Origin of the sequence: Mycolicibacterium vaccae NBRC 14118 = CIP 105934, assembly GCF_001552715.1 — a bacterium.
GTDB lineage: Bacteria > Actinomycetota > Actinomycetes > Mycobacteriales > Mycobacteriaceae > Mycobacterium > Mycobacterium vaccae.
Genome location: NZ_BCRS01000178.1, coordinates 1 through 11,831 on the forward strand (window position 1 = coordinate 1; position 11,831 = coordinate 11,831).

Below are 11,831 nucleotides of genomic sequence, written 5' to 3' on the forward strand. Positions count from 1 at the left end.
CGGCAACGACTTCCGGCGGTGCCGGCGGAAGCGGCGGTGGAGCGGCCTCGGTCGTCTCCGGGCGAGGTGGTGACGGCGGGAACGGCGGCACCGGAACACGGCCGGGACGCGGCGGCCACGGCGGTGGCAGCGTCACCGTCACCGACGACAGCACCGGCGGCGTCGGTGGAGACGGCGCCACCAGCACCGACGGATCCACCGGTGCGCGGGGCGGCAACGGCGGATCGGCCGGCAGCCTCGATGGCGACAGTGAAGGTGGGGACGGCGGCGACGGCGCTGACGGCACCACCGAGGGCGGCCGGGGCGGCAAGGGCGGATCGGGCACCAGCTTCGGCGGCTCCGGCACAGGCGGGGACGGCGGCGACGGCGGTGCGCCCAACGGTCGAGGCGGCTCCGGCGGACTGGGCAGCGACACTCGGGGCGGCGCCGGCAGCTCGGGCTCGTCGGACTCCGATTCGGGCTCCGGCTCGTCGGGCTCGGGCTCGTCCGATTCGGACTGACCGAGGGTTATCGAAAGTGGGCGGGCGTGCTCAACGAGCTCGCGGGTGCGCGCCCGCCCACACCTCGCGCAGTGCGTTCACCGTGACCATGGTGTAGATCTGCGTCGTGGTGACCGACGCGTGCCCCAGCAGTTCCTGAACGACACGGACGTCGGCGCCGCCGTCGAGCAGATGGGTGGCGAACGAGTGCCGCAGCACGTGCGGGGACACCGTCGCGGTGACGCCCGCCCGTTCGGCCGCGTCCTGCAGCACCTGCCAGGCGCTCTGCCGCGACAGCCGGCCACCGCGGGCATTGAGGAAGATCGCCGGCGTGCCACGGCCCCGCCGCGCCAGCTCGGGGCGGCCGCGCACCAGATAGGCGTCCAGCGCGCTGACCGCCGGCCGACCGATCGGGATCAGCCGCTGTTTACCGCCCTTGCCGCGCAGCAGCACCGAACGCGCCTCGGTGTCGACGTCATCGACGTCCAGACCGACCGCCTCGGAGATCCGGGCGCCGGTCGAGTACAGCAGTTCCAGCAGGGCCCGGTTGCGCAACGTCAGCGGACCGTCGGTCTCGCTGTCCCCGCCCGCGGCCTCCAGCAGCGCGAGCACCTCGTCGATGCTCAGGCTCTTGGGCAGCCGGCGCCCGGGGGTGGGCGGTTTGACCTCACGGGCGACATCGACGGTGGTGATGCCCTCGGCGGCGGCGAAGCGGTGCAGACCGCGCACGGCGATCACGGCCCTGGCCGCCGACACCGCCGACAGCGGCGCGACCCCGTTGTCCGGATCGCCGCGGCGCAACGACACCAGGAACTCGCTGACGTCGGCCTCGGCCACCCCGGCCAGGTCGGTGATCCCGCGGGCGGTCAGGTGTTCGGCGTAGCGCCGCAGGTCCCTGCGGTAGGAGCTCAGCGTGTTGGCCGCGACTCCCCGTTCGATCGCGAGGTGGTCCAGATAACCCTGGAACTGTTCGTCCAGGGCCGCCGGTTCCACTCCCGTCGTCACAGATGTCCCATCCGGCGGGCGAACGTCCTGGGCCGGTCCACCCACGGGGCGTCGACCGGACGCAGCGCCGAGACGTCCGGCATCGAGTGCGCGGCCAGGATGCCGGCCACCGCGATCGAATTGACGATGTCTCCGGAGAACACCCGGGCGACGGCGTCGGCGAGGTCGACGCGCTCCAGGGTCAGGTCGGCCTCCTCGTCGTGGGCCTCGGGCCGGTCCACGTCGCTGAGCCCGGTGGCCAGGAACACCCGCACACTCTCGTCGCAGAAACCCGGGGCCGAGTCGAGATCGACCAGGGTCGCCCAGTGGCGCGCCGCCAGTCCGGCCTCCTCGACCAGCTCGCGCGCTGCGGTCTCGTGCGGCGGCTCGCCGCCGTAGTCGAGCAGCCCTGCGGGCAGCTCCCACAACCGGCGGCCGAACGCGTGCCGGTACTGCTGGATCAGCGTGATGCGACCGTCGTCGTCGAGTGCGACGATCGCGACCGCGCCGAAGTGTTCGACGACCTCGCGCCGCGCGGTGCCGCCGCCGGGCATGCGCACCTCGTCGGCGCGCATAGCCAGGATCTTCCCGACGTGGATGGTCTCCGAGGAGACGGTGGTGAACTCGTGACGCCCGCGATCACCGTCAGCCACGAGCCGGGGCGTCCTCGAGTGTGTGCTCGGCACCGTTGGCGCTCAGTTCGGGCTCGGGGATCTCGGGCATCTCCACCGGCAGCCGTTCGGCGTTCTTGTAGTCCAGCGATGCGCCGACGAACGCGACGAACAGCGGGTGCGGACGGGTGGGACGGCTCTTGAGCTCGGGGTGGGCCTGAGTGCCCACCAGGAACGGGTGCACCTCCGGCGGGTACTCGACGAACTCCACGAGATGGCCGTCCGGTGAGGTGCCTGAGAACCGCAGGCCACTCTCGGAGATCCGGTCCCGGTAGGAGTTGTTCACCTCGTAGCGGTGCCGGTGCCGCTCGGACACCTCCGTGGAATCGTAGGCTTGCGCGACAATCGAATTCGGCTCGAGGACCGCCGGATAGGCGCCCAGCCGCATCGTGCCACCGAGGTCGGCTTCGCCGGCGACCACGTCGCGCTGGTCGGCCATCGTGGAGATGACCGGGTCCGGGGTGGCCGGGTCGAACTCGGCGGAGTTCGCCTCCGTCAGCCCCACCGACCGTGCCGCCTCGATGACGATGCACTGCAGGCCCAGACACAGACCGAGCACCGGCAGCCCGCGCTTGCGCGCATACCGGATGGCCCCGATCTTGCCCTCGATGCCGCGGATGCCGAACCCGCCGGGGATCAGCACGCCGTCGATGTCGGCCAGTGCCGCCGCGGCCGAGGCGTCGGTCTCGCAGTCGTCGGAGGCGATCCAACGCATCTCGACCTTGGCGTGGTGCGCGAACCCGCCTGCCCGGATCGCCTCGGCGACCGACAGGTAGGCATCGGACAGGTCGATGTACTTGCCCACCAACGCGATTCGCACGGTCTCGCGCGGCTCGTGCACCCGGCGCAGCAGATCGTTCCACTGGGTCCAATCGACGTCGCGGAACGGCAGGTTCAACCGCCGGACCACATAGGCGTCGAGTTCCTCGCGGTGCAGCACCTTCGGGATGTCGTAGATCGACGGCGCGTCCGGGGTGGAGATGCAGCCGTCGATGTCGACGTCGCACATCAGCGCGATCTTGTTCTTCAGCGCCTCGGGCACGTCCCGGTCACACCGCAGGATCAGCGCGTCCGGCGTGATGCCGATGCTGCGCAGCGCGGCGACCGAGTGCTGCGTCGGCTTGGTCTTGAGCTCACCGGAGGGCGCCATGTACGGCACCAGCGAGCAGTGCAGGAAGAAGCAGTTCTCCCGGCCCACCTCGTGGCGGACCTGGCGGGCGGCCTCCAGGAACGGCAGCGATTCGATGTCGCCGACGGTGCCGCCGATCTCGGTGATGATCACGTCGGGCCGGTTGCCCTGATCGTCGGCGTCGTCCATCGCCAGGATGCGGCGCTTGATCTCGTCGGTGATGTGCGGGATCACCTGGACGGTGTCGCCGAGGTACTCGCCGCGTCGCTCCTTGGCGATGACCTGCGAATAGACCTGTCCGGTGGTGACATTGGCCGACCCGGACAGGTTCCGGTCCAGGAAGCGCTCGTAGTGGCCGACGTCGAGGTCGGTCTCGGCTCCGTCCTCGGTGACGAACACCTCGCCGTGCTGGAACGGGTTCATCGTTCCCGGGTCGACGTTCAGATAGGGATCGAGTTTCTGCATCGTCACCTGCAGGCCCCGAGCCGTCAACAGCTGGCCCAGGCTGGACGCCGTGAGACCTTTGCCGAGTGACGACACCACACCACCAGTGACGAAGAGGTGCTTGGTGGCCGTTTGCGGGTGCTTGCGTAACGCTGGCAAGAACAACCTCCGTGATGACCGGGCAGGGCTTGTTTTCGCTGGGTTCACACCCGATTTGGGGCCTGCCGACCCACGGAACCCCACCCTAACACCGACCGGCACCCGGTGGGGTTGACGCGCCGGGCTACTGCGGGACGGTGACCGAGGTCGCTCCCGGGCCGATGCCGAACTGGTCCGGCCGGGCGCCGTTGATCAGCGCGCCGAGTGCGAGCACCGAGGTGATCCGGCCGGATTCGCTGCCGATGTCGTCCACGGTGCTGACCGCGTTCTTCAGCGCGGCATCCGACCTGGTCACCGCTACCGCGGAGGCTCCGGTGGCCGATCCGTCGCGCCCGGCCAGAACGGTGCCGAAACCGTGCGGAGCGAGCCCGGACGCGAACCGGGCGACGGTCGAGCCCCGGTTACCGGCATCCTCGCCCAGCGCGCCGCCGGTGATCACGAGTGCGGTGTCGGCCCCGCCGATGCGTGCCGTGTCGTACGTCACGAAGCCCGTGTCGCGCAGCGCCTCCAGCACGGTGCCCCGTTGGGCGTCGTCGACGGGCGGGGTCCTGGGATCTCTGTCGTTGAGCAGTGCGATACCCAGAAGGTCGCCGGCCTGCGAGCCCTGGTCGACCGTCGTGGTGCTCAGCTGGGCGCCCGCGGGCAGGATCGGCGAGTTGACCACCGAGAGCAGTTTCTCGGCCGCGTTCGCCTCGACGAACTGCTGCGTCAGACCGACCGTGCCGCTGACCGTGCCGCCGGCCTGACCGATCAGCCGGATCAGTCCGTCGACGTCGTCGTCGGCGGCGTCGGGGGTCCGGAAGATCACCACCGACTTGCCGCCCAGACCGTCGCGCAGAATGCGCGGTGCCACCTGGGCGTCGAAATCACCCGCGGCACGCAACTTCTCGTTCAGCGCGTTGCGGTCACCGGTCAGCGTGTCGATCTGCTGCTGCATCTCCTGCTTGTCGGCGCGCAGGCCGGTCAGCACGGTGTTGGACAGCAGTCCCGAGCCCAGGGCCACACCGATCGCCAGCGCCAGGAACACGGCGGCCAGCGAGATGGCGTGGGAACGCAGCGAGATCATCGCGCCGCCCCTACGAGACCAGACCCTGGACCCAGAGCAGGAACTGGTTCCAGTACTGGGACACCCACTCGATCACCGCGGCGTCGGCCCGCGACACCCACAGCGCGGCGATCACCGCGATCAGCATGGCCAGCACCAGCAGCGCGACCGCCCCGCCGGAGACGCGGCTGCGGTAGAGCGTGGCGACGGCCTTGGCGTCGACGAGTTTCTCCCCGACCTTCATCCGGGTCAGGAACGTCGACGGGTTGCTCTGCTGGCGGGTGCGGTCGAAGAACTCCTCGATGCTGGCCGTGTGACCGACGGTGACGATCAGCGACGCGCCGTGGTGGTCGCACAGCAGCAGCGCCAGGTCCGCCGCGGATCCCGCCGCCGGGAACGTCATCGCGCCCACGCCGAGGTCCTGGATGCGCTCCAGCCCGGCGGCGTGGCCGTCGGCGTCGGCGGGCAGCACCACCTGGGCGCCGCTGCGCAGCACCTCGGTGCTGATCTTGTCGGGGTCGCCGACGATCAGCGCGGGCCGGTAGCCGGCCTTGCGCAGGATGTCGGCACCGGTGCCGACGCCAACCAGGACCGGTTGATATTCCTTGATGAACGGCTTGAGCGCCTTCAGATCCGCCGCGGCGTTGTCTTCCTCGGCCACGATCACCACGTGCCTGCGGTTCATGTCGACGTCGATATCGGGGATGCCGATCCCGTCGATCAGCAGCGGACTCTCGCTGCGGATGAACTCGATGGTGTTGCCCGCGAACGCTTCCAGGTGCGCGACCAGACCGCCCTTGGCCTCCTGCATCAGCTCGTGGATGTCGGCGTCGGTGCGCACGATGCCCAGGGCCAGTCGGCGGTCACCGGAGTAGACGCCGCCCTCGTTGAGGCGGATCCGGGCGCCGTCCTTGACCTTTTTGAACACCTCGGGCCCGGTGCTGTCGACCAGCGCGATGCCGTTGGCGACCAGCACCTCGGGTCCGAGGTTGGGGTAACGGCCCGAGATCGACGCGGACGCGTTGACCACCGCGACGACGCCGGCCTCGACCAGGGCGTCGGCAGTGACGCGGTCCAGATCGAGGGCGTCGAGAACGACGATGTCGCCGGGGGTGACCCGTCTCAGGAGTCGATCGATGTCGCGGTCCACGCGGGCGGTGCCGGTGATACCTGGCCGTGAGCTGGCATTACGGGACAGCAGCGCTGACATCTTCATGGGCCGATTCTGGCCAGCAACCTCACGAATCCGTCGGAGGCGCGCCGTAACACCAGCCTCAGAAGTTACCTACTTTCACATCTGTCACACCGCTATGCCGAGGCGTCCCGGTCCTTTCGGGCGGCGTCGAGAAGGTCGCGGGCGTGTGCGCGGCCGCTGTCGGACTCACCCAGCCCGGCCAGCATCCTGGCCAGCTCGGCCACCCGGTCCTCCTCCTGCAGGCGGCGGACGCCGCTGGATTTCGCCTTGCCCTTGCCGTCGGCGCGCCCTGCGGCCCCCTCGACGACCAGATGCACGTCGGCATATGCGGCGACCTGCGGCAGGTGGGTGACCACGATGACCTGATGGGTGCGCGCCAACCGGGCCAGACGGCGCCCGATCTGCACCGCGGCCCGGCCGCCGACACCGGCGTCGACCTCGTCGAACACCATGGTCGTGCCCTCGGTCGATGCCGACAGCACCACCTCGAGGGCCAGCATCACGCGGGAGAGCTCACCGCCGGACGCACTCTTGTTCAGCGGCAGCAGATCCGAGCCGCCGTGCGCGGCGAACCCGAACTCGACGGCGTCGGCCCCGTCGCGGCCGGCGTGCACGGTGGCCCCCGAGGGCAACGAAAGCGGCGCGGTGTCGTCGGCGCGCGCAGGCAGCGGGCTGACCGAGATCACGAACTGCGCACCTGCCATCGCCAGACCGGACAGTTCGGCGGTCACCGCCTTGGACAACCCCTTGGCGGCCTTGACCCGCACCTTGGTCAGGTCCTGCGCCGAGGCGGCCACCTTGGCCTGCAACTCCCCCACCCGTCGATCCAGCCCGGCCAGAGCCTCCTCGGACACGTCGAGCTGGGCGAGCCGGTCACGGGCCTGCGCGGCCCACTCGAGCACACCGTCGACGTCGGCGGCGTATTTGCGCGTCAGCGTCCGCAGTTCACCCTGACGCGCCAGCTTGGCTTCCAGAGTGCTTGTGTCGGTGGGCAGTTCGCTCAGGAAATGACTCAGTTCCCCGGACACGTCGACCAGCACGGCGAGCGCGCCGCCGAGCTGTTCGGCCAGCGCCTTGAGCGGGACGTCGTCGGTGCCCTCCAGCGCCGTCCGTGCCTGACCGACCGCGTGGGAGGCGGAGAACCCGTCGTCACCGTCACCCGAGAGCGCCGCCCGGGCGGTCTCGACCGCATCGCGCAGCGCGTCGAGTTCGGACAGCCGGCGGATGTCGGCGACCAGCGCCTCGTCCTCCCCCGGCTGTGGGGCGACCACGTCGATCTCGTTCAGCGCGAACTGCAGCCGGTCGGCTTCCTGTGCCATCTCCCGGGCCCGGCGCCGACGGTCGTCGAGATCGCGTTTGGCCTCCAGCCAGGCCTCGCGTGCGGTGCGGTAGCGCTCGAGCTGAACGGTCACGTCGGCGTACCGGTCCAGCGCTCCGCGCTGCTCGTCCGGCCGCATCAGGCGCAGCTGGTCGTTCTGGCCGTGCAGGGTGAGCAGTTCGTTGGTGAAACCGCTCAGCGACTTCGCCGGCACGCTGCGGCCGCCGAGGTAGGCCCGCGACGGCCCGTCCCGGCTCACTGAGCGGGCCGCGATGATGCTGCCGTCGTCGTCGCGTTCGGCGCCTGAGGAGTCCAGGATCTCGTCGACCTGCGCGGCCACCGCCGCCCCGAGCTCGGCGGTGGTGAACCGGCCCTCGACGACGGCGCGCTCCGCGCCGGAACGCACCTTGGTCGCGTCGGCGCGCGCACCCCCGAGAAGGTGCAGACCGGTGACGACCATCGTCTTACCCGCGCCGGTCTCGCCGGTCAGCACGGTCAGCCCGCCGTCGAACTCGGCGGTCGCCGCGCTGATCGCACCCAGCGCCTCGATTCGGATTTCGTTGAGCACTACTGTCCGCGCCACCCCGTGACCGGCAGCCGGAACTTGCGTACCAGCCGATCCGTGAACGGTGCGCTGTCCAGCCGCACCCACTTCAGCGGGGTGGCGCACCGGGTGACCTCGAGGCGGCCACCTGCCGGCACGATCATGTCGCGCCGGCCGTCGCAGAACACCAGCGCGTCGTGACCGCTGGCCTCGATCTCGATGGCGATCAGCGCTTCGGGACTCGTCACCATCGGGCGGGCGAACAGCGCGTGCGCGTTGTTGGGCACCACCAGGATCGCCTCCAGATCCGGCCACAGCACCGGGCCGCCGGCCGAGAACGCGTAGGCCGTCGACCCGGTCGGCGAGGACACCAGCACGCCGTCGCAGCCGAACGACGACACCGGCCGCCCATCCACCTCGAGCACCACACCGAGCACCCCCAGCCGCGGGCCCTTCTCCAGGCTCGCCTCGTTGAGCGCCCAGCCGCGGTCGAGCAACTCGCCGCCGGCGCGGACCGCGACATCGAGCGTCATCCGGTGCTCCACCCGGTAGTCACGCCGGATGATGTGGTCGAGCACGGCGTCGATGGCCTCGGCCTCGGCCTCGGCCAGGAACCCGATCTTGCCCAGGTTCACCCCGAGCACCGGGATCTCGGCGTTGCGCGCCAGTTCGGCGGCCCGCAGAAACGTGCCGTCGCCGCCGAGCACCAGCACCAACTCACAACCCTCGGCGGCACTCTCGTCTACGTCGACCACCTCGATCTCCACGCCGAGTGCCCGCATGTCGTCGGGCGCGAGGTGGACGGGTCCCCGGTCGACGGCCTCGGCCGACAGCACCCGCAACGCGATCCCGTTGTCGCCCAGCACTTTCTCGCAGCGGCGCGCCACCTCGGTCACTTCTTCTCGACCCGTGTGGACGACAAGCAGGATGGTGCGTTCGGTCATTGCGGCCCCTCGTCCACCGCGCGACGCACCGCGGCCACCAGATCGTCCCCCTGCAGCGAGTGTTCGCCGGGGGTGCGCAGGTCCAGAAAGTACTCGACGTTGCCTGCCGGTCCCGGCAGCGGGCTCGCGGTCACTGCGACGGCGGGCCAATTCAACTCCGCGGCCCTGCGCGCGACCGAGAGCACGGCGTCGACGCGCAACGCAGGGTCTGACACCACACCGCCGGCACCGACCCGGTCCTTGCCGACCTCGAACTGAGGTTTCACCATGGGAACGATATCCGCGCCGGGTGACGCGCAGGACGTCAGTGCGGGCAGCACCGTCGCCAGCGAGATGAACGACAGGTCGGCCACGACGAGATCGACCGGGCCGCCGATGGCCTCGGCTGTGAGTTCGCGGACGTTGGTGCGTTCCATCACCGTGACCCTCGGGTCGGTGCGCAGCGACCAGGCCAGCTGGCCGTAGCCGACGTCGACGGCGACCACTTCGCGGGCGTCGCGCGCCAGCAGCACTTCGGTGAATCCACCGGTCGAGGCGCCCGCGTCCAGGCACCGGCGCCGCTCCACGGACAGTCCGAACGCGTCCAGCGCGCCGATCAGTTTGTGCGCCCCTCGCGACACCCAGGAATCGGTGTCGCCCTCGACGGTGAGATTGGCGGTCACCGCGATCGCCGTGGCGGGTTTGGCCGCGGGCATGCCGTCGACGCGGACACGGCCGGCACCGATCAGCTCGGCGGCCTGCTGGCGCGAGCGGGCCAGGCCCCGCCGGACCAGTTCGGCGTCAACACGTGCGCGACGCGTCACGCGGATCAGCCTTTCTCGACGGATTCCAGCGCGCGCACCAGCAATTCGTGCGCCTCCTCGAGGCGCGCTGCGACGGAGTCCAGGTCTGCCGCCGACACCTCGGCGGACTCACCCAGCAGTTCGGTGACCTGGGCGCGGATCTGGGTGGGGTCGTTGGTCATAGCGGCCTTCACGCTAGTCGATGGCGGCGCAGACCAGCGACCACTGCTGCACGGCCTGTCGCGCCCCGTCGTCCGCGACCCGGACCGGACGACGGTCGGCGTCCGCGGCCCAGACCGCCGCGGCGACCGCGCGCACCGCCGCCAGCGCATCCCCGGGATCGGCTCCGGTGGACCGCACCGTCACCGACGCTTCGTCGACGTCGACCTGCCAGCCGGGGTGCGGAGCCACGCGCAGGGTGTCCGCGCCGGCGCCGGTGAGTGCTCTGAGGTCTTCGGCAAGGTAAGTGGGGCGCTCGCCGGGCACTGCCCAGATCGCGTCCTCGACGTTGTTGACCCCGCACAGCACCATCAGGCTGGGCAGCTGCGCGGCATTGGCGCCGGCGATGTCGGTGTCCAAGCGGTCCCCGACGACCAGCGGCCGGTCGAACCGCCCGCGCGCCAACGCGTCCCGCATCAGCGCCGGAGCCGGCTTGCCCGCCACCTGGGGATCGCGGTCGGTGGCGGTGCGCATCGCGGCGACCATCGAACCGTTGCCGGGCAGCAGACCGCGCTCCGACGGCAGTGTCTTGTCGATGTTGGCGGCGATCCACAGCGCCCCTGCCCGGATCGCCAGCGCCGCCTCTGCCAGGTCCGACCAGCCGGTCTCGGGCGAGTGACCCTGCACGACCGCGACGGGCTCGTCCGACCACTGCCGGACCGGCGTCAGCCCGACCGCGGCGACCTCCCCGGCCAGCGCGTCGGTGCCCACCACCAGCACCTTGGCCTGCGCAGGCAGCTGGTCGGCCAGCAGCCGCGCCGCACTCTGGGCGCTCGTGACTATGTCGCCGGCGCCCGCGGTGAAGCCGAGCTCGCGCAGGTGCACGGCGACCTGCTCGGCGTCGCGGGAGGCGTTGTTGGTGACGAACAGAATGCGCGACCCGATCTCGGCGAGCGTCTCGACGGCGCCGGGGGTCGGCTCGTGGCCGCGGAACACCGTGCCGTCGAGGTCGAGCAGCAGACAATCATGCTGCTGCGCAAGGCTGCTCACGTCAGGACAGCTCCGTGACGCGTTCTTCGGCGTCGGTGACTCCCTCGACGTCAGCGCGTGCGGCGTGCAGGAACCACTGCAGCGCTTCGTCGTTGCGGCCGAGGACCAGCAGCGTCTCGGCGTAGGCGTAGAACAGCCGCGCTGCGGTCTGCCCGGTGCGGCTCGGGTCGAGCGTCGGGGTGGACAGCACAGACAGCGCCTGTTCGTGCTGACCCAGGTCCGACCGCGCGCCGGCGACGACGATGCGAAGCTCGTCCGCGTCGTCTCCGGTCAGTGCCGCGGCCTCAGGGCTGCGAGCGAGTTCGATCGCCCGCTCAGGTCGCCCGACACCGCGTTCGCAGTCGGCGATCAACGCCAACAACGGTGAGCGACTTCCCATTCGGCGTGCGGCGCGTAGCTCGGCCAGGGCCTGGGCCCAGTCGCCGCACTGGTAGGCGGCGATACCGACGGCCTCGCGCACGGCGGCGATCCGGCCCGAACGGGCGCGGGCGGCGCGGGCGTGGGCCAGCGCGGCTTCGGGGTCCTCGTCGAGAAGCTCGCCGGCCGCCACGAGGTGCCGGGCCACCGCGTCGGCGGTGCTGCGGTCGAGGGTGGTGAGCTCTCCGCGGATCTCGGGCGCCAGCTGCTTGGCCTCGATCTCTTTCGGGATCGGCGGGCCTACCGGCCCGTCAGTGTCGGGCCGCGGTTGGCTGGGGCGCGCACGGTTCGGGCCAGACGTACGCGGCGCCGGACGCGCGTCACGGCGCGGCTGCCGGTTGCCGTTGGCGTTGCCGTTGCGGCCGGGTCGACGGTCGCCGCGGCCACCCTGATTGTCTTGGGGCACGGCAAAAGGATATCCCCCAGCTGAGCGGCCTCATAATCTGGAAATACAGAAATGGCGATAAAGAAAAGAAAATCGCCCCCCACGCAATTGTGGGGGGCGATTTCT

The 11,831-nt window shown here is 70.8% G+C and carries 11 protein-coding genes and 1 pseudogene; 1 reads left to right on the top strand and 11 read right to left on the bottom strand.

The window, feature by feature from the left end:
* Window positions 1-500: pseudogene (locus MVA01S_RS32270) on the top strand (hypothetical protein); the annotation flags it as partial.
* Window positions 501-530: 30 nt separating this feature from the next.
* Here the strand turns inward: MVA01S_RS32270 and xerD are convergent.
* The 11 genes from xerD to MVA01S_RS25350 all read right to left on the bottom strand — a co-directional run bounded on the left by xerD (window position 531) and on the right by MVA01S_RS25350 (window position 11,726).
* The gene (xerD, locus tag MVA01S_RS25305) at window positions 531-1,484 is read right to left on the bottom strand and encodes a site-specific tyrosine recombinase XerD (protein ID WP_040543339.1); all 954 of its coding nucleotides are present in this window, start codon (window positions 1,482-1,484) and stop codon (window positions 531-533) included.
* Window positions 1,481-2,116, bottom strand: coding sequence for an NUDIX domain-containing protein (locus MVA01S_RS25310; RefSeq protein WP_003934053.1), 636 nt, complete (start codon window positions 2,114-2,116; stop codon window positions 1,481-1,483). The genes xerD and MVA01S_RS25310 overlap by 4 nt, the downstream gene beginning before the upstream one ends.
* On the bottom strand, window positions 2,109-3,866 hold the full coding sequence (gene pyrG / locus MVA01S_RS25315) for a CTP synthase (protein WP_003934054.1): 1,758 nt from the start codon (window positions 3,864-3,866) through the stop codon (window positions 2,109-2,111). Before pyrG ends, MVA01S_RS25310 begins: the two co-directional genes overlap by 8 nt.
* 124 nt (window positions 3,867-3,990) lie before the next feature.
* On the bottom strand, window positions 3,991-4,932 hold the full coding sequence (locus MVA01S_RS25320; RefSeq protein ID WP_003934055.1) for a copper transporter: 942 nt from the start codon (window positions 4,930-4,932) through the stop codon (window positions 3,991-3,993).
* A gap of 10 nt (window positions 4,933-4,942) precedes the next feature.
* Window positions 4,943-6,127, bottom strand: coding sequence for a putative cytokinetic ring protein SteA (gene steA, locus MVA01S_RS25325; RefSeq protein ID WP_003934056.1), 1,185 nt, complete (start codon window positions 6,125-6,127; stop codon window positions 4,943-4,945).
* 92 nt (window positions 6,128-6,219) lie between these two features.
* Window positions 6,220-7,992, bottom strand: a complete 1,773-nt coding sequence (gene recN, locus MVA01S_RS25330) for a DNA repair protein RecN (RefSeq protein WP_003934057.1) — start codon at window positions 7,990-7,992, stop codon at window positions 6,220-6,222.
* Window positions 7,992-8,912, bottom strand: a complete 921-nt coding sequence (locus MVA01S_RS25335) for an NAD kinase (protein ID WP_003934058.1) — start codon at window positions 8,910-8,912, stop codon at window positions 7,992-7,994. The genes recN and MVA01S_RS25335 overlap by 1 nt, the downstream gene beginning before the upstream one ends.
* Window positions 8,909-9,715 (bottom strand): TlyA family RNA methyltransferase, encoded by an 807-nt coding sequence (locus tag MVA01S_RS25340; protein WP_003934059.1) that lies wholly within the window; start codon window positions 9,713-9,715, stop codon window positions 8,909-8,911. Before MVA01S_RS25340 ends, MVA01S_RS25335 begins: the two co-directional genes overlap by 4 nt.
* A 5-nt stretch (window positions 9,716-9,720) precedes the next feature.
* Window positions 9,721-9,876 carry a hypothetical protein gene (locus tag MVA01S_RS31605; RefSeq protein ID WP_003934060.1) on the bottom strand — a complete coding sequence of 52 codons (156 nt, stop codon included), beginning with the start codon at window positions 9,874-9,876 and terminating at the stop codon, window positions 9,721-9,723.
* A gap of 13 nt (window positions 9,877-9,889) precedes the next feature.
* A complete protein-coding gene (locus MVA01S_RS25345) occupies window positions 9,890-10,903 on the bottom strand; it encodes an HAD-IIA family hydrolase (RefSeq protein WP_003934061.1) in 1,014 nt (337 codons plus the stop codon).
* Between the two features lies 1 nt (window position 10,904).
* Window positions 10,905-11,726 (bottom strand): tetratricopeptide repeat protein, encoded by an 822-nt coding sequence (locus tag MVA01S_RS25350; protein ID WP_003934062.1) that lies wholly within the window; start codon window positions 11,724-11,726, stop codon window positions 10,905-10,907.
* Window positions 11,727-11,831: the final 105 nt, after the last annotated feature.